Source organism: Jatrophihabitans sp., assembly GCF_035474675.1.
Classification (GTDB): Bacteria; Actinomycetota; Actinomycetes; order Mycobacteriales; family Jatrophihabitantaceae; genus Jatrophihabitans_A.
The window spans coordinates 1-23,099 of record NZ_DATINC010000104.1 but is presented as its reverse complement, the minus strand read 5'-3'; the positions used below and the strand labels follow the sequence as shown (position 1 = coordinate 23,099).

18 protein-coding genes are annotated in these 23,099 nt (G+C 74.0%); 12 read left to right on the top strand and 6 right to left on the bottom strand.

Going from position 1 to position 23,099, the window contains the following annotated elements; translation table 11 throughout:
- Nucleotides 1-228: 228 nt before the first annotated feature.
- From VLJ82_RS12505 to VLJ82_RS12495, 3 genes are all read left to right on the top strand, one after another.
- Nucleotides 229-1,938 (top strand): S8 family serine peptidase, encoded by a 1,710-nt coding sequence (locus VLJ82_RS12505; RefSeq protein WP_408663686.1) that lies wholly within the window; start codon nt 229-231, stop codon nt 1,936-1,938.
- Nucleotides 1,939-2,007: 69 nt separating this feature from the next.
- Nucleotides 2,008-4,503 (top strand): putative bifunctional diguanylate cyclase/phosphodiesterase, encoded by a 2,496-nt coding sequence (locus tag VLJ82_RS12500; RefSeq protein WP_408663685.1) that lies wholly within the window; start codon nt 2,008-2,010, stop codon nt 4,501-4,503.
- A gap of 139 nt (nt 4,504-4,642) precedes the next feature.
- Nucleotides 4,643-7,021 (top strand): lysylphosphatidylglycerol synthase transmembrane domain-containing protein, encoded by a 2,379-nt coding sequence (locus VLJ82_RS12495; RefSeq protein ID WP_408663684.1) that lies wholly within the window; start codon nt 4,643-4,645, stop codon nt 7,019-7,021.
- Nucleotides 7,022-7,188: 167 nt separating this feature from the next.
- On the opposite strand, the gene VLJ82_RS12490 is transcribed toward VLJ82_RS12495, so the two are convergent.
- Nucleotides 7,189-7,980: a PIG-L deacetylase family protein gene (locus VLJ82_RS12490; protein WP_408663683.1), complete on the bottom strand. Its 792-nt coding sequence runs from the start codon at nt 7,978-7,980 to the stop codon at nt 7,189-7,191.
- On the bottom strand, nt 7,977-9,170 hold the full coding sequence (locus VLJ82_RS12485; protein ID WP_408663682.1) for a glycosyltransferase family 4 protein: 1,194 nt from the start codon (nt 9,168-9,170) through the stop codon (nt 7,977-7,979). The genes VLJ82_RS12490 and VLJ82_RS12485 overlap by 4 nt, the downstream gene beginning before the upstream one ends.
- 193 nt (nt 9,171-9,363) lie before the next feature.
- Between VLJ82_RS12485 and VLJ82_RS12480 the strand changes: the two genes are divergently transcribed.
- The 4 genes from VLJ82_RS12480 to VLJ82_RS12465 all read left to right on the top strand — a co-directional run bounded on the left by VLJ82_RS12480 (nt 9,364) and on the right by VLJ82_RS12465 (nt 14,898).
- Entirely contained in the window at nt 9,364-10,062 is a 699-nt protein-coding gene (locus tag VLJ82_RS12480; protein ID WP_408663681.1) for a response regulator transcription factor, read from the top strand.
- A 6-nt stretch (nt 10,063-10,068) separates the two neighbouring features.
- On the top strand, nt 10,069-11,484 hold the full coding sequence (locus VLJ82_RS12475; protein WP_408663680.1) for a sensor histidine kinase: 1,416 nt from the start codon (nt 10,069-10,071) through the stop codon (nt 11,482-11,484).
- A gap of 34 nt (nt 11,485-11,518) precedes the next feature.
- Nucleotides 11,519-12,412 carry a DMT family transporter gene (locus VLJ82_RS12470; protein ID WP_408663679.1) on the top strand — a complete coding sequence of 298 codons (894 nt, stop codon included), beginning with the start codon at nt 11,519-11,521 and terminating at the stop codon, nt 12,410-12,412.
- 161 nt (nt 12,413-12,573) lie between these two features.
- Nucleotides 12,574-14,898: a HelD family protein gene (locus VLJ82_RS12465; protein ID WP_408663678.1), complete on the top strand. Its 2,325-nt coding sequence runs from the start codon at nt 12,574-12,576 to the stop codon at nt 14,896-14,898.
- Between the two features lie 15 nt (nt 14,899-14,913).
- Here VLJ82_RS12465 and VLJ82_RS12460 read toward each other — a convergent pair whose 3' ends face one another.
- Nucleotides 14,914-15,612: a hypothetical protein gene (locus VLJ82_RS12460; protein ID WP_408663677.1), complete on the bottom strand. Its 699-nt coding sequence runs from the start codon at nt 15,610-15,612 to the stop codon at nt 14,914-14,916.
- A gap of 132 nt (nt 15,613-15,744) precedes the next feature.
- Here VLJ82_RS12460 and VLJ82_RS12455 point away from each other — a divergent pair, with 132 nt between their 5' ends.
- On the top strand, nt 15,745-16,197 hold the full coding sequence (locus VLJ82_RS12455) for a hypothetical protein (RefSeq protein ID WP_408663676.1): 453 nt from the start codon (nt 15,745-15,747) through the stop codon (nt 16,195-16,197).
- A gap of 22 nt (nt 16,198-16,219) precedes the next feature.
- Here VLJ82_RS12455 and VLJ82_RS12450 read toward each other — a convergent pair whose 3' ends face one another.
- The gene (locus tag VLJ82_RS12450) at nt 16,220-17,434 is read right to left on the bottom strand and encodes a MarP family serine protease (protein WP_408663675.1); all 1,215 of its coding nucleotides are present in this window, start codon (nt 17,432-17,434) and stop codon (nt 16,220-16,222) included.
- A gap of 125 nt (nt 17,435-17,559) precedes the next feature.
- Here VLJ82_RS12450 and VLJ82_RS12445 point away from each other — a divergent pair, with 125 nt between their 5' ends.
- Nucleotides 17,560-18,531, top strand: coding sequence for an aldo/keto reductase (locus VLJ82_RS12445; protein ID WP_408663674.1), 972 nt, complete (start codon nt 17,560-17,562; stop codon nt 18,529-18,531).
- Nucleotides 18,532-18,782: 251 nt separating this feature from the next.
- Here VLJ82_RS12445 and VLJ82_RS12440 read toward each other — a convergent pair whose 3' ends face one another.
- Nucleotides 18,783-20,108 (bottom strand): MFS transporter, encoded by a 1,326-nt coding sequence (locus VLJ82_RS12440; protein WP_408663673.1) that lies wholly within the window; start codon nt 20,106-20,108, stop codon nt 18,783-18,785.
- A gap of 150 nt (nt 20,109-20,258) precedes the next feature.
- Entirely contained in the window at nt 20,259-20,447 is a 189-nt protein-coding gene (locus VLJ82_RS12435; protein WP_408663672.1) for a hypothetical protein, read from the bottom strand.
- Between the two features lie 105 nt (nt 20,448-20,552).
- Between VLJ82_RS12435 and glp the strand changes: the two genes are divergently transcribed.
- The 3 genes from glp to modA all read left to right on the top strand — a co-directional run.
- Nucleotides 20,553-21,797: a gephyrin-like molybdotransferase Glp gene (gene glp, locus VLJ82_RS12430; RefSeq protein WP_408663671.1), complete on the top strand. Its 1,245-nt coding sequence runs from the start codon at nt 20,553-20,555 to the stop codon at nt 21,795-21,797.
- Nucleotides 21,798-21,941: 144 nt separating this feature from the next.
- Nucleotides 21,942-22,349, top strand: a complete 408-nt coding sequence (locus VLJ82_RS12425; RefSeq protein ID WP_408663670.1) for a TOBE domain-containing protein — start codon at nt 21,942-21,944, stop codon at nt 22,347-22,349.
- 9 nt (nt 22,350-22,358) lie between these two features.
- A partial coding sequence (modA, locus tag VLJ82_RS12420; protein WP_408663669.1) for a molybdate ABC transporter substrate-binding protein occupies nt 22,359-23,099 on the top strand: 741 nt, incomplete at its 3' end.

Below are 23,099 nucleotides of genomic sequence, written 5' to 3'. Positions count from 1 at the left end.
GCGGTCGCCGGACCCTGCCCGCCGCCGCCCGCTGACTGCTCACTTTTCTAGTCGATCTGCCGATAAGGCGGACCGGTGAGGAACGCGGAAAATTGGCTGCAAGGCCGCGGACCAAATCCTGCGAATCGGTTGAGAAGCGTCTACGACGCAATGTAGGGTTTGTGTTAAGTGGCTGACAGTAGCCAGTCGGATACGGGCGAGGAACGCCCCGGGAGAAGGAGGCCAAGGATGGCCACAGGTACGACTTCAGCGGGGCTGCGCGCAGCGTGCGCCGGCGTGGCGGGGCTGGCAAGCCTGGGCCTGTCGCTGGCGGCCTCGACGTTCGTCAGCCCGTCCTCGCTGCAGGCCGCACCGGGCACCGTCCGGCATGCCTCCTTCAACGACGCCCGCTGGGGCGACGCCCTCGCCGACACGCTCGCCCTGGACCTGCTGGGCCACAACGACGCCGCCGCCGACGCGGGCTCGCTCTACACCGTGGAGCGGGCGATCGGCGCCCGGTCGGTCTGGCAGCAGCGCGACTCGGCCAGCCGGCAGATCACCGGCAAGGGCGTCACCGTGGCGCTGCTGGACTCCGGCACCGCGCCGGTCAGCGGCCTGGACGCACCCGGCAAGCTCGCTTTCGGCCCGGACCTGTCCATCGAGGCCAACGGGGTGCTGACCGACCGCGACACCTTCGGCCACGGCACCCACCTGGCCGGCATCATCGCCGGCCGGGACGCCGCCACCCTCACCGACAAGACCATCGCCGGCCTGAGCCCGGCGGTGCAGCTGGGCGTGGCACCGGACGCCGGCCTGCTGTCGCTGAAGCTGGCCACCACCGACGGCAGCACCGACGTCAGCCAGGTGATCGCGGCCCTGAACTGGGTCACCGAGCACCAGACCAGCTACGACGGCAGCCGGGTACGGGTGGTCAACCTGTCCTTCGGCACCGACTCGGTGCAGTCCTACCAGCTCGACCCGCTGGCCGCGGCCGCCGAGAACGCCTGGCGGCACGGCCTGGTGGTGGTGGTCTCCGGTGGCAACGAGGGCCTGTCCGCCGGCCGGCTCACCGACCCGGCCATCGACCCGTACGTGCTGGCGGTCGGCGCGTCCGACGCCAAGAACAGCCTGACCGGCTGGGCCGTCCCCAACGTGGCGCCGTTCTCCAGCGGCGGCTCCTGGCAGCGGCACGTCGACCTGCTGGCACCCGGCGCCTCGATCGTCTCGCTGCGCGACCCGGGCTCGTTCATCGACACCTACCACCCGGAGGGCCGGGTCGCCGGTGACACCACCGGACGGCTGTTCCGCGGCAGCGGCACCAGCCAGGCCGCCGCGGTGGTCTCCGGCGCCGCCGCGCTGCTGCTGCAGGCCTACCCGAACCTGACCCCGGACCAGGTCAAGGCCGCCCTGGTCGGCACCGCCACCCCGGTGCTGGCGAGCCCGCTGTACGCCGGCGCCGGCCAGCTCAACGTCGCCGCGGCCCTCGCCTCGGTGCGGCTGAGCCAGTCCAAGCTGCTCGGCGGGCTGCTCAAGCCGCCGGCCCAGAGCTTCCCGGTCTCCACCGGCCAGGGCTCGCTGGACGCCGCCCGCGGTGGGGACAGCCTGGTCGACGCCGACGGCGTCGCGCTGACCGGCGAGATCGACGTGCAGGGCAACCCCTGGAACGCCGCTGCCTGGTGGGCCGCGTCCTCCCAGCTGCGTTCCTGGAACGGCGGCGACTGGATGGGCGCCACCTGGACCGGTCCGGGCTGGGCGTCCAGCACCGACGACCTGGACTCGGCCCGCTGGTCGGACGCCGACTGGGCCTCGGCCCGGTGGTCCTCGGCCCGCTGGTCGTCCGCGCGCTGGTCCTCGGCCCGCTGGTCGGACGCCGACTGGGCCTCGGCCCGGTGGTCCTCGGCCCGCTGGTCGTCCGCGCGGTGGTCCTCGGCGCGCTGGTCAGATGCGAGCTGGGACTAGAACATGGCCCGATCGACCCGAGGTGGCGCAGCCAGGTGGACGCTGATTCTCAGCGCCATCCTCGCTGCGGTGGCCGTGGGGTTGACCTGGCACGCCGAGGCACCGCCGATCCTGGTCCTGAACAAGGTGCCCGCGGTGCTGCTGGCGCCCGCCCTGGCCGCCCTGTTCCTGCTCGCCGAGCAGTTCCTGATGAACGTCGAGTTCCGCCGGCAGGCCCACTCGCTGACGCTGGCCGGCGTACCGCTGGTGCTCGGCGTGCTGCTGGTCCCACCGCAGACCCTGGTCATCGCCCGGGTGAGCGCGGCCATGGTGGCGTTCGTGCTGCAGCGGATCAACGTCGACAAGATGCTCTACAACGGCGCCGCGTACGCCTGCGAGGCAGCGCTGGACGCCACCATCATCCACCTGTGGCTGCAGCCGATGCCCAGGGTGGACTTCTGGACGGCCGTCGTGGTGCTGGTGGTGATCGCCGGGGTGGACCAGCTGATGAGCCTGCTGGTGCTGAGCCTGATCCGGCTGCACAACGGCCCGCTCAGCGGTCGCGAGATCGCCGACGTGCTGGTCTCGGCCGCCGCGCTCAGCGCGGTGGCCAGCGCCTTCGCGGTGATCGTGCTGTTGCTGCTGGGCAACGGCGCGCTGGGCGCGGCGCTGGTGGTGCTGGTGATCGTGGTGGGGGCCGGCGCGTACCGCGGCCACGCCTCGACCCGGCGGCGCCACCAGGCGCTGACCCTGATACACGAGTTCGTCTCCGAGGGTGTCGGTGCCGAGTCGCTGGAGCAGCTGGCCGGCCAGCTGCTCTCGCGGATCCGCCAGCTGCTGCGGGCGGCCACTGTCGAGGTGATGATCGTCGACGGCCAGTTGCCCAACCTCGCCACCGTCCGGGCCGACGCCGAGCCGACCGCGGCGCTGACCCTGACCATCGGCGAGGACGAGGCCCTGGTGCTCGGCCGGCGCACCGTCGACTACTCCGACTGGATCGCGGTGCGGGCCCTGGTGCAGGAGGAGCCGACGCTGGCCGCCCGGACCACCAAGGACCGCGGGCTGCGGCGCTGGCTGATGGAGCGCGGGGTGCGCGACGCGGTGGTGGTGGCGCTGCCGCTGTCCAGCGGATCGGCCGGCACCCTGACCGTGATGGACCGGCTCGGCGAGACGGCCACCTTCGTCGAGGACGACCTGACCCTGCTGCAGACGCTGACCGGCCACCTGGCCGTCGCCATCCGCAGCACCCGGCTGGTCGAGAAGCTCGGCTACGACGCCACCCACGACTCGCTGACGGGGCTGTCCAACCGGGCCCACCTCAGCGAGCAGATCACCCACGTGCTCACCACCGGCACCGGCGACGCCGCGGTGCTGCTGCTGGACCTGGACCGGTTCAAGGAGGTCAACGACATCCTCGGCCACGACGTCGGCGACCGGTTGTTGAAGGTGGTCGCCGACCGGCTGCGCGGCTGCCTGCCCGCCAACGCCACGGTGGCCCGGCTGGGCGGCGACGAGTTCGCCGTCCTGCTGCCCAACGCCGCCGACGCCGCTGAGCTCGCCGAGCTGGTGGCCGACACGCTGGCCGAGCCGGTGCAGTTCGACGAGGCGATGCTGACCCCGGAGAGCAGCGTCGGGGTGGCCATCACCAGCACCGGCCTGTCGGCGCCGCCGGACCTGCTGCGCCAGGCCGACACCGCGATGTACGAGGCCAAGGCCAACGACCGCCGGGTGGCGGTGTACGGGCCGGAGATGGACCGCGGCCGGATCGAGCGGCTGGCGCTGGTCGCCGACCTGCGGATGGCGCTGTCGGATCACCCCGAGCAGATGCTGCTGCACTACCAGCCCAAGATCGACCTGAACACCGGGCTGGTGACCGGCGTGGAGGCCCTGGTCCGCTGGGCGCACCCGACCCTGGGCGTGCTCGGACCGGACCGGTTCATCCCGCTGGCCGAGTCCACCGGCCTGATCGAGGGGCTCACCCCGCTGGTGCTGGAGGCCGGCCTCGCCGAGTGCCGCACCTGGACCGCCGACGGCTACCCGATCAGCGTCGCGGTGAACCTGTCGGCCCGCAACATCTCCGACCCGCTGCTGCCCGACCGGGTGGCGCAGGCCATCGCCCGGGTCGGGCTGCCGGCCGACCGGGTGATCCTGGAGATCACCGAGAGCAGCGTGATGGGCGACCCGGAACAGACGCTGCCGGTGCTGCACAAGCTGCGCGACCTCGGGGTGTGCATCTCGCTGGACGACTTCGGCACCGGCTACTCCAGTCTGTCCTACCTGCAGCGGCTGCCGGTCGGCGAGGTCAAGATCGACCGGTCGTTCGTGCAGGGGCTGTCCGGGGAGAACCGGGCCAGCACCCGCGCGCTGATCAAGACCATCATCGGGCTGGGTGCCGACCTGAACCTGCGGATCGTGGCCGAGGGCGTCGAGGACCTAGCCACCCTGGACGAGCTGCGCGGGCTGGGCTGCCAGGTCGCGCAGGGCTACTACATCAGCCGGCCGATCTCCGGGCCCGACCTGCGCACCTGGCTGGCCCGCCGGGACGAGTCCGCGCCCCGGCTGCGGCTGCTCAGCGTCGGCACCTAGTCGTTCCGCTTCCCGCGCGGACCGAGGCACCCTCGGCATGTCGTCCGGCTCCCGCGCGGGCGCCCATCGCCGTCCGGGCGCTGTAATACCCTCGCGCTTGTCCCCAGCCCGCCTTCCGGACCGGACGGTGTCAACGCCAGTGAAGCCTCAGCGCCCGCAGCCGGTGGCGCCGTCGGTCGAGGTCGTCGACGTCACCCCGGCCCGGGTCCGCCGGCCGCTGGACCTGGTCCGGCTGGTCGGCCTGCTGCTGGCCGCGCTGCTGCTGACCGGCCTGGGGCTGGTCGCCAGCGACACCAGCCGTGGCGTCAACGACGACCTGGTCCGGCTGCTGGCCGAGGCGCCGCCGGTGCTGGTGCGGGCGCTGCGGACGCTGGCCGCCTTCGGCGCGCTGGTGGTGCCGATCGCCTTCATGGTGCGCGAGCTCGTCCGGGCCCAGACCCGGCGGCTGATCGAGGCGCTGGTCACCGGCATGATCGCGATCGCGGTGGTCGAGGTGGCCGACCGGCTGATCGACGCCTTCGCCTCCGAGGCGCTGCACGAGGCGCTGATCCGGCCCGGCGCAGCGGCCTCGGTCCGCCCGCTGGACACCTACCTGGCGGCGCTGCTGGCCTTCGTCACCGTGGTCGGGGTGAGCCAGGACCCGCGCTGGCGCGGCCTGCTGGTCGCCACCACCGGCCTGTACGTCATCTCGGTGTTCACCGCCACCAAGGTGTCTCTGCTGTCGCTGATGCTGAGCCTGGTGATCGGGGCCGTGGTGGGCGTCGCGGTGCGCTACCTCGCCGGCAGCCTCAACCGGCGCCCGGACGGCCGGCAGATCGCCGCGGCGCTGGCCGAGCGGGGCATCGCGCTGCGCCGGCTGGAGCGCACCGCGCCGGACGGCGAGGAGCACCGCAGCTACCTCGGCACCGACTGCGAGGGCCGGCAGCTGCAGGTGCACGTGCTGGACCGGGACCTGATCGCCTCCGGGGCGGTCTACAACCTCTACCGGCTGATCCGGATCCGGGCCGAGATCGCCCCGTCGCCGGCGTTGTCGCTGGAACGGGTGGCCGAGCACCGGTCGCTGCTGGCGATGGCGGCCGCCGCCACCGGCGTCGCGATGCCCCGGCTGGTGGCCGGGGTGCGCTGCGGCCCGGACGCGATCGCGCTGGTCTATGACCGGGTCACCGGCAGCCCGCTGACCGAGCCGACCGACCGGCAGCTGGACCAGCTGTGGACCGGGGTGCTGACGCTGCACCGCAGCCGGATCACCCATCGCGGGCTGCGGGCGGCCAACCTGCTGGTGGAGCCGGACGGCCGGGTGCTGCTGCCCATTCCGCGGGACGGCACCCCGTTCGCCACCGACCTGCGGATCAACCTGGACCGGGTGGAGCTGCTGGTCAGCACCGCCGCGCTGGTGGGCGTGCCGCGGGCGGTGCGCAGTGCCCGCGGCACGCTGACCGACTCAGAGCTCGCCGCCATCGTCGCGGTGCTGCAACCGATCGCGCTGACCCCCCAGACCCGGGAGGCGATCCGCAACAACCCCGGCCTGATCGAGGCGGTCCGCGAGGAGATCGAGGGGCAGACCCGGCAACCGGCGCCGGATCCGGCCAGGGTGGAGCGGGTCCGGCCGCGCACCATCATCTCGGTGGTGGCGGTGCTGGTGGCCGGCTACCTGATCGTCGGCCAGCTCGGCTCGGTCGACCTGCTCACGGTGCTGACCAGCGCCCGCTGGGAGTGGCTGCCACTGGTGCTGGCCGCCTCGGCGGGCACCTACCTCGGCGCGGCGCTGGCGCTGACCGGCTACGTCGGGGAGCGGCTGTCCTTCCTGCGCACCGTGCTGGTGCAGCTGGCGGCCTCGTTCGCCGGCTTCGTCACCCCGCCGGCGGTCGGCGGGCTCGCGGTCAACCTGCGCTACCTGCGCAAGGCCGGCCTGCGCACCGCCAACGCCGCGACCAGCGTCGGGATGGCCCAGGTGGTCAACGGCGCGTCCCACGTGGTGCTGCTGATCGCCTTCGCCGCGGCCACCGGGGTCTCCACCCGGCACAGCGTGCCGATCCCGGGCTGGGCGTTCTTCGCCCTCGGCACGCTCGGGGTGGCGGTCTCGGTGGCGCTGGCGGTGCCGGCCACCCGGCGCTGGCTGCTCGCCCGGCTGCTGCCGCCGCTGGCCGAGGCGCTGCCCCGGCTGCTCAACCTGCTGACCAGACCGGCCAAGCTCGCCGAGGGACTGCTCGGCGCGCTGCTGCTCAACGGCTGCTACATCGCCGCGCTGTGGTTCTCGGTGCACGCCTTCGGTGGCGGGGCGGCGCTGGCGCAGGTGGCGGTGGTGTACCTGGCCGGGTCCGCGATCGGAGCGGCGGCGCCCACCCCGGGCGGGCTGGGTGCGGTGGAGGTGGCACTGTCCACCGGGCTCGCCGCGGCCGGCATGGCCAGCGCCGCAGCGATCAGCGCGGTGCTGCTGTTCCGGCTGGCCACCTTCTGGCTGCCGGTGCCGGCCGGCTGGCTGGCGATGCAGTGGCTGCAACGGCGGGAAGCTTTGTAGCCGGTTACCCGCCTGTCGGCCGGGAACCCGGGCCGGTAGGCCGGGCTGGCGGACAAGGCGAAAGCCGCTACGCCATTCCTGCCACGGGGGAGACACGAAGGTTTAGCGGCTTTCGAACGGTTACTTTACGTAACATCTGCCAGCTGTCAAGACTCTTTTTCCGGAGCTCAGCCCGTCGGGCGCAGGCTGGCGAACAGATCGCCCAGCGGCGGGCTGCCCGGCGGCCGGCCGGCCTCGATGAACCACTCGGTGCCGAAAACCCGGCGGTAGAGCGGGCCGGGGAGCCTGGTGAAGAGGGCCAGCGTCCGGCGGTCGCCACCGGTGGCCTGGCTGGCGTGCGCGGCCATCGACCGGCGCTTGGCACCGGCGTAGCGCCGGACATCGATGCGGTGCGTGATCGCCGTCCGGTCGCTGTAGCTGTGCCGGAGCCGGTCGGCGCCGGCGGGCAGCAGCCCGGTCCAGCGCACCAGTGCCACCGCGCGCAACAGCACGGTGCGGTCCACGGTGGCCTCCAGCACCAGCGGGGTGCCGGCCAGCTTGGCCGCCCGGTGCCCGACCCGGTGCACCTGCACGTGGTCGGGATGGCCGTAGCCGCCGTTGCGGTCGTAGACGGTCAGCGCGTCGGCCCGCTCGGCACGCAGGATGCCGGCCAACCGCTCGGCGGGCTCCTCGACCGGCAGCGAGGCGAAGCCGCGGTGCTCGTTGCGCATCCCGGAATCCGGGTAGTCCAGCCGGATCACCTTGGCACAGCCGAGCGCGGCGGCCGACCGGTCCAGCTCACCGGCCCGCCGGGCGGCCAGCTCGCTCCCCGGCTCGGTGTCGCTGAGTCCGGCCTCGCCGCCGGTGGCGACCACCAGCACCACCCGATGCCCCTCGGCCGCGGCCCGGGCCAGGGTGCCGGCGGTCAGCAGCGCCTCGTCGTCGGGATGGGCGTGGAAGGAGACCAGGCAGAAGCTCATCGAGACCGGACGGCGGGCACCGGCTCCAGCACCGGCCGGCCGGACTGGGCGAAGGCACGCCGGTAGACCTGCTCGCAGGTGGCCAGCACCTCCTCCCACCGGTAGCCCGAGCCGCCCTGCTGGGAACCCGGACCGCCCTGCTGGGAGCCCGGACCGCCCTGCTGGTAGCCGGCCAGCTCGGCCCGGGCCGCCGGCGAGCAGGCCAGCCGGGCCAGCTCGGCGACCAGCTGGCCGTCACTGCCGACCAGCACGCCGTCGCGGCCGTCGGTGACGAAGTCGGCCACCCCGGTGCCGGCGAAGGCCAGCACCGGCAGCCCGGCGCACCGGGCCTCCAGGGCGGCGATGCCGAAGGACTCCAGGACAGCCGGCGAGACGTAGAGGTCGGCGTCGGCGAACCGGTCGCGGATCGCCGGCTGGTCCAGCTGGCCGGTCAGCTCCACCCACCCGGTCATCCGGTGCCGGCGCAGGTAGTCCTGCATGGCCTCGCGCTGCGGGCCGTCGCCGATGATCCGGACCTCCAGCGCGATGCCGGCCGGTACCTGGTCGCGGACCGCCCGCAGCACCCGCAGCAGCTGCATCGGCCGCTTGCGGGCCGCCAGCCGCATCACGCTGACGATCCCCACCCGGTCCTGCGCGCGCGGCCCGCGGGCCGGCAGCTGCCAGAGCTCGGGACGGACGCCGTTGGCCAGCACCGAGATCTCGGTGCCCGGCCGCAGCACCCGCGCCAGCTCCTGGGCTGCCACGCTGCTCACCGCCGTCCAGGCCAGCGGCCAGGAACGCCAGCCCAGCGCGGCATCCGAGCCGCGGAAGATCGGGGTGGCGTAGGACCACAGCGAGTGCACGGTGGCCACCGTCGGAACCCCCGCCCGCCGGGCCGCGGCGGCGGCGGTGAAGGCCAGCGGCGAGAAGGTGGACAGGTGCACGTGCACCAGGTCGTAGCCGGCGGCCACCTGCCGGCCGCGCAGGCTGGCCTGGTAGCGGATGGCGCCCGGCCGGGAGCCCGCGCCGGCCGGCCGGAGCACCGGGATGCCGTCTGTGCTGTCAGCGCCGTCCGGGCTGCCGGCCGGCACCGAGGTGAGCACCGTGACGTCGTGGCCGGCGGCCAGCTGGGCGGTGGCCAGGCCGTGGACCTGGCGCTCGATGCCGCCCATCCGGGGCAGGTAGCAGTCTGTGACGTGGGCGATCCTCATCCGCGGCGGCCACCGGGCTGCCGGCCGCGAACACACCGCTGCCCGGCCGGGTGCCGGGCAGCGCTACGCGGGGCGGGATGAGCAGGCATTGCGCGAATGGTAGCCATGCTGGCCCCGGCCCGAGGGCCCGGCACGCCTAGCGGGGAGTACGGTGACATCCTCCTCACATGTTCTAGTTCCTACAGTGCGGGCTATGCGAATTCTGGTGGCTGAAGACGATGTCCGGATGGCGGCAATGCTGCGCCGTGGCCTGGGCGAGGACGGGTATGCCGTCGACGTGGTCAGCGACGGCCTCGAGGCGCTGTGGCAGGCGACCGAGATCGACTACGACGCCATCGTGCTGGACCTGATGCTGCCCGGGGCGGACGGCTTCGAAGTGTGCCGCCGGCTGCGCCAGGCCAACCGGTGGGCGCCGGTGCTGCTGCTGACCGCCCGCACCGACGTGCGGGACCGCATCACGGGCCTCGACAGCGGTGCCGATGACTACCTGGCCAAGCCGTTCAGCTTCAGCGAGCTGTCGGCCCGGCTGCGGGCGCTGATCCGGCGCGGCAGCCCCCGCCGGCCGACGGTGCTCACCGCAGGCAGCCTGCGGCTGGACCCGGCGGCCCGGCTGGCCTGGCGCGAGGACACCGTGCTGGAGCTGTCGGCCAAGGAGTTCGCGCTGCTGGAACTTTTCCTGCGCCACCCCGGCGAGGTGCTCAGCCGTGCCAGGATCCTGGAACACGTCTGGGACTTCGCCTACGAAGGGGTGAGCAACGTGGTCGACCAGTACGTCGCCTACCTGCGCCGCAAGATCGACCGCCCGTTCGGGGTGGAGCAACTGGAGACCGTCCGGGGTTCGGGGTACCGGCTGCTGGCGACGGCCAGGCCCCGCCCGGTCCCGGTCGGCTAGCTCCTGGTGCCGCTCCGGCTCAAGCTCGCCCTGCAGTTCAGCGTCGTCACGCTGCTGCTGTTGCTTGCCGTCGGCACGCTGTTCGTGCTGGACCTGCGCTCCGACCTGCAGCGCAGCATGGACAGCGGGCTGCGCTCGCGGGCCGACGACCTGATCGCCCAGCTGGACGACGCCACCGGCCCGGACAGCAGCGGCCCGGTCGGCCGGTTGCGGCTGCCCAGCGGCAGCTACGGGCAGGTGCTCGACAGCTCCGGACGGCTGGTGCTGGCCACCGACGACGCCCGCTCCGGGCCGCTGCTGTCCCCGGCGCAGGCCGCGGCGGCCAGGCAGCAGGGCGAGCACCTCTTCGACGGCGAGCTGCCGGCCGACCAGGGCCGGGGCCGGCAGCAGGTACGCATCCTGTCCGAGCCCGCCACCCGGCCCGGCCTGGTGGTCGCGGTCGCCACCAGCCGTGAGGTGATCGACGAGGCTGCCGAGCGGGCCGCCATCCAGCTGCTGGTGCTCGGCGCCATCGTGCTGCTGCTGGCCGGTCCCGGCGCCTGGCTGCTGGCCCGCGCGGCGCTGCGTCCGGTGGAGCGGATGCGCGCCCAGGCCGCCGAGCTGGAGGCCCGCGACGCCGGGGCGGGCCTGACGGTGCCCGGCGGCCGGGACGAGATCTCCCGGCTGGGGGAGACCCTCAACGGGTTGCTCGGCCGGCTGCACGAGGCCTACGAGCGGGAGTTCGCCTTCGTCGCCGACGCCGGCCACGAGCTGCGCACCCCGCTGACCGTGCTGCGCGGCGAGCTGGAGCTGGCCTGCCGGCCGGGCCGTACCCGCGAGCAGCTGGTCGCCACCGTCGAGATCGCCGCCGAGCAGACCGAGCGGCTGATCCGGCTGGCCGAGGACCTGCTGGTGCTCGACCGGGACGAGCGGGAGGCGGTCCGGTTCACCGAGTTCGACCTGGTGGAGCTGGCCGAGCAGGCCCGCCGGGCGGCGTGGTCCGCCCCGCGCAGCCGGTCGGTCGAGATCGTGGTGGACGCCCCGGAGGCACCGCTGCCGGTGTGCGGCGACCCGGACCGGATCCGCCGCGCGCTGGACAACGTGCTGCTCAACGCGCTGCGGTTCGCGCCGGCCGGCAGCCAGGTCCGGATCGCGGTCCGGGTGCTGGCCGGCGAGTCGCGGCTGGCCGAGCTGGAGGTCACCGACTCCGGGCCGGGTTTCGCGCCGGAGTTCCTGCCGGTGGCCTTCGAACGGTTCAGCCGGCACGACGCGGCCCGCAGCCGTCCCGAGCGCGACGGCGGCGGGCAGGCCAGCACCGGGCTGGGGCTGGCGATCGTGCGCAGCGTGATGCGGGCGCATTCCGGCACCGCCACGGCGGCCAACTCCGAGGGCGGCAGCGGGGCCCGGGTTACCCTTCGCTGGCCGACCGGAACGAGGTCGTGAGGGAGCCGCTGGGCGGGCCGGAACGGAGCTGGGGATGTCCGTGCACTGGCTCGTCGTCGTCCTGAGCCTGGGATCGGCACTGGCCTTCGCGGTCTCCACCAACCTCAAGCACTCCAGCGCTGCCCAGGTTCCGCACGTCAGCCGGCTGCGGGTCGGGGTGCTGGCCCGCTTCGTCACGGCCACCCTGAGCCACCGGCTGTGGCTGGCCGGCGTGGTCGCCGACGGCATCGGCCTGACCCTGCAGGTGCTGGCCCTGCACCTGGGCGCGCTGGCGGTGGTGCAGCCGCTGCTGATCAGCGGGCTGCTGTTCTCGCTGCTGCTGCGCCGCCGGCAGGGCCGTCCGGTGACCGGGGCCGAGGTGCGCTGGGCGCTGGTGCTGACCGCGTGCCTGGTCGGGTTCCTGTCGCTGGCCGGCACCGATCCCGGCGCCGGCGGGGACGGCCCGGACCGGTTGCCGGCCGTGGTGGCGGCGGTCGCCGGGCTGGTGCTGGCGCTGGCCTGCCTGGTGCTGGCCCACCGCCGCCGGCCGGCCGCCGACGCCGCCGCGCTGATCGGGGTGGCGGTCGGGGTGGTCTACGCCGCCACCGCCGCGCTGCTGAAGGGGCTGACCGACCGCGCGGTGCACGGCCCGCTGGTGATGCTGACCAGCTGGCAGCTCTACACCGTGGTGGTGGTGGGCGCCATCGGGCTGTTCCTGAGCCAGCTGGCCTTCCAGGCCGGCCCGCTGACCGCCAGCCTGCCGGCGATCGCCACCGTGGACCCGCTGCTGAGCATCGTGGTCGGGGTGCTGGTCTATGACGAGCACATCCACCGCGGGCCGTGGTCGGGGCTGGGCCTGGTGGTGCTGATGGCGTTGCTGGGCGCGTCGGTCATCCAGCTCGGCAAGGTCGACGTCGACAAGCCCGTGCCGCAACGGGTGCCCGGCTAGCTCCCGCCCGCCTTGTCCGGCTGGCCCGCTTGTTTGGTCGGCCCGTCCGCCTTGTCTGGTCGGCCCGTCCGCCTTGTCTGGTTGGCCCGCCCGCCGGCCCGTCCGCCCGGTAGGGCAAGATCGACGCCCGCGGACTGGCACGAGCGCAGGGAGAGGCCTGAGTGACCGAGGCGGCGATGGCTGCGCTGCTGCGCGCCGAGCAGGCCGACCTCGACGTCCGCTATGCCCGGCTGGACGAGGTGCGGGCCGAGACCGAGCGCACCCTGGCCCAGCTGCGCCGGTCGGCCACCGCCGGCACCCCGGCCGCCCGGGTGGAGCGGGAGGCGTTCCTGACCCTGACCGCGCAGCACCAGCAGCGGCTGGCCGCGGTGGAGGAGCGGCTGTGCATCGGTCGGCTGGCGATGGCCGACGGCAGCGACCGGTACGTGGGCCGGATCGGGCTGACCGACGCCGACGGCACCCGGCTGCTGCTGGACTGGCGGGCGCCGGCCGCCCAGCCGTTCTACCGGGCCACCCCGGCGGCACCGGACGGCGTGGTCAGCCGCCGGCACCTGAGCACCTCCGGGCGCACCGTCACCGGGGTATCCGACGAGGTGCTCGACCTCGACCGGTTCGCCGCCTCCGAGGCCGGCACCGCCGGGGTGTCGGCCGACGGGGTGCTGATGCTGGCGCTCAACGCGCAGCGCACCGGCCGGATGCGCGACATCGTGGCGACCATCCAGGCCGAGCAGGACGAGATCATCCGGGCGCCGATGGCCGGCGTCCTGGTGGTGCAGGGCGGGCCGGGCACCGGCAAGACGGTGGTGGCGCTGCACCGGGCGGCCTACCTGCTCTACGCGCACGCCGACCGGCTCTCGCGCAGCGGGGTGCTGGTGGTCGGGCCGAACAACCGGTTCCTGCACTACATCGAGCAAGTGCTGCCCAGCCTCGGCGAGACCGGCGTGGTGCTGGCCACCGCCGGCCAGCTGTTCCCCGGCGTGGAGGCCCAGGCCAGCGACAGCCCGGAGGCGGCGGTGCTCAAGGGCGACCTGCGGATGACCCGGCTGCTGGCAGCGGCCGTGAAGGCCCGGCAGCGGATCCCGGCGGGTCCGGTCCGGCTCGAGGTCGAGGGCAGCACCGTGACGCTGTACCCGCGCGACGTGGAGCAGGCCCGCGGCCGGGCGCAGCACTCCCGCAAGCCGCACAACGAGGCGCGGGCCCGGTTCGTCGGCGACCTGCTGGAGCTGCTGGCCGGCCGGCTGGCCAAGGCGCAGCGGACCGACCTGGACGCCGACACCCGCGGCGAGCTGATCAACGCGCTGCGCAACTCACCGGACGTCCGGCGCGAGATCAACCTGTGCTGGATGCCGCTGACCCCGCAGCGGCTGCTGCGCGACCTGTACGCCGATGCCGAGGCGCTGGCTGTCCTGGCGCCGTGGCTGTCCGCGGCCGAGCGACGGGCCCTGCACCGGCCCCGGTCGGCGCCCTGGACGCCGGCCGACGTGGCTCTGCTGGACGAGGCGGCTGAGCTGCTGGGTCCGGACGAGGCCGACTCCGACGCCGCGGCCCGCTCGGCCGAGGCGGCCGAACGGGCCCGGGAGGTGGAGTACGCCGGCCGGGTGCTGGACATGGTCGCCGACCTGGCCCCGGACGCGGCCCGGATGACCACCGCCGACGCCCTGGCCGACCGCTATGGGTCGGGCGGGTCCCGCCGGGAGCTGGTCGAGGAGGCGGCCAGTGACCGGAACTGGGCGTTCGGCCACCTGGTGGTCGACGAGGCCCAGGAGCTGTCGGCGATGCAGTGGCGGCTGCTGATGCGGCGCTGCCCGTCCCGGTCGATGACCGTGGTCGGCGACATCGCCCAGACCGGCTCGCCGGCCGGGGCGCGGTCCTGGGAGCAGATGCTGGACCGCTATGTGGGCGGCCGCTGGCGGCTGGCCGAGCTGACCGTCAACTACCGCACACCGGGCCGGATCGTGGAGGTGGCGACCGCGATGCTGGCCGAGTCCGGCATCCCGGCCACCGCGATGACCTCGGCCCGGCAGGGTGACTGGCCACCGACCGCGGAGCGGGTCGCGGGCGGGCTGGCCGCGGCGGTGGCCCGGGTGGTCACCGCGGAGCTGGAGGCGCTGGGCGACGGGACGGCCGGCCGGCTGGCGGTGATCGCCGCGGCGACCGACCAGCCGGGCCTCGCCGAAGAGCTGCGCGAGCTGCCCGGCGCCGGCGAGCGGCTGGCGGTGCTGACCCCGGCGCAGTCCAAGGGGCTGGAGTTCGACGCGGTGGTGCTGGTGGAGCCTGCTGCCATCCTGGCCGGCAGTCCCCGGGGCGCCAGCGACCTGTACGTGGCGATGTCGCGGGCCACCCAGCGGTTGCGCATCCTGCACCGCCGGCCGTTGCCGGCTGCCCTGGCCGGGCTGCCCGCGCCGGACCGGGCCGGGACCGACCGAGCCAGGACCGACCGAGCCAGGACCGACCGAGCAGGGCCGACTGAGCCGCAGACCGACTGAGCGAGAGCCGGCGGCCTACTTCAGCTGGCCTACTCCGTAGGAGATCACCAGCACCGACAGCACCAGGGCCGACACCGACTCCACCGCCATCAGGATCTTGGCGCGCGGCGACAGCGGCATGGTGTCGGTGGGGCTGAACGCCGAGGAGTTGGTCACCGAGACGTAGAGGTAGTCGATGAACCCCGGTGCCCAGCCGGACTTCTGCGAGGAGCGCTTGGCCACCTCGTAGATGGCGTCGTGGTCCTCGTCCTGCGGGAACCGGAAGTCGGCGATCGGCAGCCGCGGCCGGGAGACCTGGGTCCGGCTCACCGGGCCGCCCCGGTCCAGCTCCCAGTAGGCCAGCGCGAACACCAGGACGTTGGTGAGCCACACCTGCCCCGCCGCCAGCAGCAGGGTCGGCGCGTCCTCCTGGGCGTGGCCCACCACCAGCTGGCGGATCAACAGCACCAGCGCGACCGCGTTGCTGGCCGCGATCAGCAGCACCAGCGCGATCGCCAGCCGGCGCAGGCCGCGGTTGCCGCGGGTCATCCGGCGCGGGTTGGCTGCCACCAAGGGGACGAACAGCAGCAACTCCAGCACCGGGACGACGAACCGAGGCTCGATCAGCAGCCGGGTGGGCAGCAGGCTGTAGAGCGCGACGGCGGTCAGCACCGCGAGCGCGGCCGGCAGCCGCGGCTCGCCCGGATGTACCTGGTGATGGTGCTGGATGGCCACCGGACCATTGATAGGGCATCGGCGCCGGGACGCGGGGAGCCACTCGGCAGCGCCGGGCATTTTGTGCGCCACGGCCGCCTGCCGGGCAACCTCCCGGCCAGTTCGCCCAGCTTGGCTGCATAGGGTGCGGGGATGCCTTCTCTCCTACGCGCCGCCCTGCTGGGCCTGGCCACCGGCGGCCGGAGCACGTCCGGCCTGGCCGCTCTCACCCTGACCAACCCGTCGTCGGACGGGCTGCTGGGCAACCGGTGGACCCGCCGGCTGGCCGGCACGGCCACCGCCGGCGAGTTGCTGGGTGACAAGCTGCCGCAGACCCCGAGCCGGTTGCAGCCGGAGGGGCTGCTGCCGCGCCTGGCCTGCGGCGCGGTGGCTGGGGCCATCCTCGGCTCCCGTGAGGGCGGCAGCCGCCGCCGGACGGCGCTGGCCAGCGTGGTGGGGCTGCTCGGCGCCGCGGCCGGCAGCCGGCTCGGGGTGGCCTGGCGGCAGCAGGCCGACCGGCGGTTCGGTGCCGACCTGCCCGGCGCGCTGCTCGAGGACGCCTGGGTGCTGAGCGCCGCCCGCTACGCCAGCCGGCCGCGCGACTGACTCTCAGGGCGACCCAGCTGACTCAGTCGCAGCCCTGGGTGCCGACGGTGGCGGTGGCGGTCCGGCCGGCCTGCAGGTCCGGGGCCACCTCGGCGGCGGTCAGCACGTAGCCGACACCTGCCTGGTCGACGCTGGCGGCGAACACCACCCCGTACACCTGGCCGGTGTCGCTGAGCAGCGGGCCGCCGGAGTTGCCGGGCCGCACCCGGCCGCGCACCGTGTACACCTGCCGGGTGACGGTGCGGTCCTGGTAGATGTTCGGCCCGGTCACCTTGGTGCGGCCGGCGATCCGGGCCGGGTCGGCGGTGAACGGCCCGTTCTCCGGATAGCCCGCCACCACCGCCGAGGTGCCGCTGTCGGCGGGGCCCGCGATGGCCAGCGGCTGCCGGTTCAGCCCGGGTACCAGCAGCACCGCGATGTCGCGGTTGGGGTCGTAGAGCACCACCTTCGACGCCAGCGGGCTGCCCCCGCCGGGCGCGCTGACCCGGGGAGAGGTGACCCCGGCCAGCACGTGCGCGTTGGTCATCACCCGGTCCCGGGCGAAGACGAACCCGGTGCCCTCGATGGCCCGCCGGCAGGACGGCGCCTCGCCGGTGATCTTGACGATCGAGTTCCCGGCCACCCGGATCGCCGGTGCCACCACCGCCGGGTCGGGCGCGGCCACCGACGGGGCGAGCAGGGTGGTGAACGGCCCGGACACCGCCGGCAGGTCGTGCTGCTGCAACTGCCGCAGCAGGCTCGCCACCACCCGCTGGCCCTCGCCGGGCACCATCCGGTCGATGGTGTTGAGCACCAGGCTGCGGTGGATCTGGCGGGCCAGCGCGGGCGCCGGCGCGTAGGCCAGTGCCACGGCCAGCAGCCAGGCCAGCGCCAGCAGGGTGACCACCGAGATCACCGCGCCGCCGACGCCGTCCGCCGGGCCGAACGGGGTGCGGTGCACCTGGGCGCGCAGCCAGTTGCCGATCGCCTGGCCGATCAGGTGCCCGAGGGTGGCGCAGGCGAACACCACGGCCAGGATGACCACCCGCTGGCCGATCGCCTGGTCCGCCGAACCCGCGTCGCTGGGAGCCTTGAGCACGGCCCGGCCGATGGCCGGCGCGATCCGGACGCCGATCGCGGCACCGGCCACGAAGCCGGCGAAGGAGGTGATCGAGCAGATCAGGCCGCGGCGGTAGCCGCCCAGCGCCGACAGCAACGCCAGGGCGACCAGCACCAAGTCCAGGGCATCTCCATGCATCAGGGCATAGTCCACTACCTCCCTTTCGGCTGGTTGGCCGCCCGGCCGAGCCGGCACCGGCGTGTCGTCCCTGATGGCAGCCTCCGGGACAGGCCGGGTTCGCTTCGGCGCCTAGGGTCGAAGGCATGGACTACACCAAGCTGGGTTCGACCGGAATGGACGTCTCGCGCATCTGCCTGGGCTGCATGAGCTTCGGCATCCCCGAGCGCGGCAACCATCCCTGGACGCTGGACCCCGAGGCCAGCCGCCCGCTGATCCGGCAGGCCCTGGAGGCCGGCATCACCTTCTTCGACACCGCCAACGTCTACTCCGACGGCACCAGCGAGGAGATCGTCGGGCGGGCGCTGCGCGAGTTCGCCGACCGGGACCAGATCGTGCTCGCCACCAAGGTGCACGGCCGGATGCGTCCGGGGCCGAACGGTGCGGGGCTGTCGCGCAAGGCGATCCTCGCCGAGCTGGACGCCAGCCTGCGCCGGCTCGGGGTGGACTACGTCGACCTCTACCAGATCCACCGGTGGGACGACCGCACCCCGATCTCCGAGACCATGGCGGCGCTGCACGAGACGGTGGTGGCCGGCAAGGTGCGCTACCTTGGCGCCTCGTCGATGTACGCCTGGCAGTTCGCCAAGGCCCAGCACGTCGCCGAGCGGAACGGCTGGACCCGGTTCGTGAGCATGCAGAACCACTACAACCTGCTCTACCGCGAGGAGGAGCGGGAGATGCTGCCGCTGTGCGCCGACCTCGGCGTCGGCGCGATCCCGTGGAGCCCGCTGGCCCGCGGCCGGCTGACCCGCGACTGGGACGCCGGCAGCGCGCGCAGCGAGACTGACGAGTTCGGCAAGACGCTCTACCTGGACTCTGATCGGGTCATCGTCGAACGGGTCGCCGAGGTGGCCGCCGAGCGCAGCGTGCCGCGGGCCCAGGTGGCGCTGGCCTGGGTGCTGCGCAACCCGGTGGTCAGCGCCCCGATCGTCGGGGTGACCAAGGCTTCGCACCTGGACGACGCGGTGGCGGCGTTGCAGCTCGAGCTCACCGCCGACGAGGTGGACCGGCTGGAGAGCGGCTACCAGCCGCATCCGATCGCCGGCTTCCGCTGAACCGTGCGCTAGCTGCCGGGTTCCTTCCAGTCCGCGGGCTCGACTGTCATAAGGATCGACCGCCTGGACGTTCGATCCTTATGACAGTTGCCCCGTCCGGCGTCTCGAGGAGCGCGTGTGGAATACCCAGCGAGTGCTAGGACGACCGCTGGGTATCACACACGCGACCCGGGGCCGTTTCGCATCCGATTCGACCGCCCTGGCGTGCATATCGGATACCGAATTCCCGAAAAGGGCGGCTAAAGGCCGGCTCAGGTGCGGTTGGGTTCTGCCTTGCGGAGGGTTTCCGGTGCCCGGAACGCCACCCCGGCGGCGGCCAGCAGCACCGCCGTCGTCAGGGCGAACGAGGCGGAGAAGCCGGCGGTGTCGGCCAGCAGGCCTGCCAGCACCGGTCCGGTCAGGCTGCCGAAGTCCCCGGCCATCTGGTAGGCCGCGACCACGGTGCCGCCCCGGCCGCCGGCTACGTCGCCGAGCATCGCGCCGGGTGCCACGTCGAGCAGCCCGCTGCCCAGCCCGAAGACCGCCATCGCGACCAGGAACAGCGGCAGCGAGTGCGGCAGCACCAGCAGCGCGGTGCCGGCGGCGCTGCCCAGGCAGCCGGCCAGCAGCAACGGCCGGCGGCCCTTCCGGTCGGCGAGCCGGCTGCCCACGGTGAGCGTCGCGATGTTGCCGAGGGTGAACACGGTCAGTCCGATCCCGGTCCAGATCGGGGATCGGTGCAGCGCCTCGACCACCAGCAGCGGCACCAGCGCCGACCGGGTGCCCACTGCGGCCCAGTTGTCGGCGAGGTTCACCCCGGCGGCGGCCCGGAACGCCGGCAGCCGGACGGCTTCGCGGACGGTCAGCAGTGACCGGGCAGCCTGCTCGGCCGGTTGCCCGCGCCGGCGGGTCCGGCGGGGCAGCATCAGTAGCCCCACCCCGCCGGCGGCCGCCAGGGTGCCGGCGTAGAGGAAGAACGGCGCCCGCAGCGACCAGCCGGTCACCAGGCCACCGAGCCCGGGGCCGGCGATGCCGCCCAGCAGGAAACCCCCGCTGAAGGCACCCATCGCCCGGCCGCGCTGCCCCGAGGAGGTGACGCTGAGCAGCAGCGAGCTGGCGGACACCGAGAACATCGCCGACCCGATGCCGCCGGCGCCGCGCAGCGTCAGCAGCTGGCCGTAGTTGGCCGACAGGCCCGCCAGCGCGCTGCTGACCGCCACGATGGTGATGCCGGTTCCCAGCACCACCCGCTCGCCCAGCCGGTTCACCAGCCGGCCGCAGCCCAGCGCCGAGGCCAGCCGCATCAGCGCGAAGGCGCTGATCACGGCACCGGCCGCGGTCCGCGACACCCCGAAGCTGCGGGCGAACACCGGGATGGCCGGGGCGACGATGCCGAACCCGGCCGCGACGAAGAACGCCACCGCCGACAGCACCGCGACCTCGACCGGCAGTCCCTGCAGCGGCCCGCGCCGGATCAGCGTGCGGGACGGCTGCTCGGTGGGGACGGCGGGCTCGGTCAGGGCAGGAAGTTCGGTGACACCCGCCTCGGTGGGATCGGCGCCGTCCGGGCTGACCTCCGGTGGCTGGGCGGGATGCACCGGGCCAGTCTGCCCGATGGCGAGCCCGCCCAGGATCGCCAGCCTGCCTCACGGTGGCCACCGGCATGCTCCTCGCGGTGCCCGGCGCCGGCTCGATCACCTGGGCGGGCGCACGCCGGACCGCGCCGCCCGGGTCGTCCCGGGAACTCGTCAGCCGGCAGTCGGTGGCGAGCAGATGACGGTGCCCGAGCCGATCATTCCGCCGTTGTCGCAGGCCGTGGCGGCAGCAGTGACCGTGCGGTGGCTGAGCGCGTCGGCCGCGGCGGCACTGGGGCCGATCGTCCAGGCCGCGCCGACCACCAGGGCTGCCGCGAGGCAGCGCTTCGTCCAGAGCTTCATGACCGTTCCTTCGCTCGGTGGTGTCCGGGTGGGTTCGTCCGGCCCGTGGTGCCACGGCAGGGTGCCGCGGCCCTACCGGGAACGGATTGGTCATAAGGTAACGCGGTGATCGACTTGGTCGAGGCGCGCCGGCTGCTGCTGGCCGCCTGCCCGCCGCTGGAGCCGGTGCCGCTGCCCTCGGCCGAGGCCGACGGCTGCGTGCTGGCCGCCGACGTGGTCGCGCCGGGCGACGTGCCGCCCTTCGACAACAGCAGCGTGGACGGCTACGCGGTACGCGCCGCCGACCTGGCAGGCGCGTCCGAGGCTGCGCCGGTCCGGCTAGCGGTGCTCGGCTCGGTGCTGGCCGGCACGGTGGCCGACCGCCCGGTAGGGCCGGGCCAGGCCTGGAAGGTGATGACCGGTGCGCCGGTGCCCGCCGGCGCCGACGCGGTGGTGATGGTGGAGCGGACCTCGGCCACCCGCACCGAGCAGCTCGGCGCGGCCGGCGACCAGGTCGAGGTGCGGGCCGAGGTCGCGGAAGGCGCGGGCATCCGGCGGGCCGGCAGCGACGTGCCGGCCGGTGAGCTGGTGCTGCTCGCTGGAACGGTGCTGCGGCCGGCGCACCTCGGCGTGCTGGCCAGCGTCGGCGCCCGGCGGATCACCGGCTACCGGCGGCTGCGGGTGGGCGTCCTGGTGACCGGCGACGAGCTGGTGACCGCCGGCGACCTGCGTCCGGGCCAGATCTACGAGTCCAACCGGGCGATGCTGCTGGCGCTGCTGGCCCGGGCCAACTGCGTGCCGGTGGACCTCGGGGTGGCCGCCGACGACGTGCCCGCGCTACGGCAGCGGCTCAGCGCCGCGGTGCGCGACTGCGACGCGGTGCTGACCTGCGGCGGTGTGTCGATGGGGGACTCCGACCCGGTCCGCGCGGCGCTGGAGGAGTTCGGCGGGCTGACCTGGCTGCAGGTGGCGATCCGGCCGGCCAAGCCGTTCGCGTTCGGCACGCTGCCAGGGCCGGAGGGCCCGGTGCCGGTGCTGGGGCTGCCCGGCAACCCGGTGTCGGCGCTGGTCAGTTTCGAGCTGCTGGCCCGACCTGCCCTGCGGCACCGGATGGGCCACCCCGATCCCTACCCGAGCGAGGTGCTGGCAATCGCCGACGCGCCGCTGTCCCGCCCGCACGGCGACGGCCGCACCGCCTACCTGCGGGTCGGCTGCCGGTTCGGCCCGGACGGCCGGCTGCACGTCCGTCCGGTGGCCGGTCAGGACTCGCACCAGCTGTCCGCGTCGGCGTCCGCCGGCGGGCTGGCCCAGGTGGCAGACGGCCAGCAGGTGAACGCCGGCGACGAGGTCTCCGTCCTGCTGCTCAGCTGAGAAACTGCGCTCCGGCCCGGTCAGCTGTCCGGCGGCGGGGAAACCTACCTGCGCCGGGCAGCCGGATAACCGACCCTTGTCAATGCGGCATCTGCGGCACTAACCGACTCATAGATCCGTAACTGCGGCTCTATAGTGAGATCCATGGCAACGTTCCGGGTGCGGGAGGCCGCCGCGCTGCTCGGCGTCAGTGACGACACGGTCCGCCGCTGGGCCGAGGCCGGCCGGCTGCCGACCGTCACCGAGGGCGGCCGGCTGGCGATCGAGGGTGCGGCGCTGGCCGCCTTCGCCACCGAGCTGGCCGGCACCGCCGAGCGTCCGGCGATCCGGCCGATGGCCAGCGAGTCCGCGCGCAACCGGCTGGTCGGCCTGGTCACCCGGGTGGTGCGCGACACCGTGATGGCCCAGGTCGAGCTGCAGGCGGGCCCGTTCCGGATCGTGTCGCTGATGAGCCGGGAGGCCGCCGACGAGCTGGGCCTGCAGCCGGGCACCCTGGCCGTCGCCTCGGTGAAGGCCACCAACGTCGTCGTCGAAGTACCCGCCGAGAGCTGAGGGACAGCCATGAACCGCAGAACCCTCGCCGCGCTGGCCGCGCTGGCGCTGACCGCCGCGGGCTGCGCCTCGGACCGCACCTCCGCCGCCTCGGCACCGGAGGGCGGCGGGTGGGTGGACAGCATCGCCGGCACCGTGACGGTGTTCGCCGCGGCGTCGCTGACCGAGTCGTTCACCACCCTGGCCGCCCAGTTCGAGGCCGAACACCCGGGCATTCAGGTCAAGCTGAACTTCGGCGCCAGTTCCGCCCTCGCGCTGCAGATCACCCAGGGCGCGCCGACCGACGTGTTCGCCTCCGCCTCGGCGAAGAACATGACCCAGGTGATCGACGCCAAGGCGGCAGTCGACTCGACGACCTTCGCCCGCAACGTTCTGCAGATCGCGGTGCCGCCGGCCAACCCGGCCGGCGTGACCGGCCTGGCGGACCTGGCCAGGCCCGGCGTGAAGGTGGCGCTGTGCCAGGGCCAGGTGCCGTGCGGCGCGACCGCTCAGAAGGTCTTCGACAACGCCGGACTGACGGTCAGGCCGGTCACCCTGGAACCGGACGTCAAGGCCGCGCTGACCAAGGTCGAGACGAACGAGGTGGACGCCGCCGTGGTGTACGTGACCGACGTCCGGGCCGCCGGGACGAAGGTCAGGGGCATTGCCATCCCGGACGCGCAGAACGCCTCGACCGACTATCCGATCTGCTGGCTGACCAAGGCCGCCAACCCTGACGGCGGATACGCCTTCGTCGACTTCGTGCTGTCG

Bases quoted from the DNA above. Each gene is read 5' to 3' on its own strand.
- VLJ82_RS12505 (WP_408663686.1), top strand. From the start codon at position 229: ATGGCCACAGGTACGACTTCAGCGGGGCTGCGCGCAGCGTGCGCCGGC.
- VLJ82_RS12490 (WP_408663683.1), bottom strand. From the start codon at position 7,980: ATGAGCTTCTGCCTGGTCTCCTTCCACGCCCATCCCGACGACGAGGCG.
- VLJ82_RS12485 (WP_408663682.1), bottom strand. From the start codon at position 9,170: ATGAGGATCGCCCACGTCACAGACTGCTACCTGCCCCGGATGGGCGGC.
- VLJ82_RS12480 (WP_408663681.1), top strand. From the start codon at position 9,364: ATGCGAATTCTGGTGGCTGAAGACGATGTCCGGATGGCGGCAATGCTG.
- VLJ82_RS12470 (WP_408663679.1), top strand. From the start codon at position 11,519: ATGTCCGTGCACTGGCTCGTCGTCGTCCTGAGCCTGGGATCGGCACTG.
- VLJ82_RS12455 (WP_408663676.1), top strand. From the start codon at position 15,745: ATGCCTTCTCTCCTACGCGCCGCCCTGCTGGGCCTGGCCACCGGCGGC.
- VLJ82_RS12450 (WP_408663675.1), bottom strand. From the start codon at position 17,434: ATGCATGGAGATGCCCTGGACTTGGTGCTGGTCGCCCTGGCGTTGCTG.
- VLJ82_RS12445 (WP_408663674.1), top strand. From the start codon at position 17,560: ATGGACTACACCAAGCTGGGTTCGACCGGAATGGACGTCTCGCGCATC.
- VLJ82_RS12435 (WP_408663672.1), bottom strand. From the start codon at position 20,447: ATGAAGCTCTGGACGAAGCGCTGCCTCGCGGCAGCCCTGGTGGTCGGC.
- VLJ82_RS12425 (WP_408663670.1), top strand. From the start codon at position 21,942: ATGGCAACGTTCCGGGTGCGGGAGGCCGCCGCGCTGCTCGGCGTCAGT.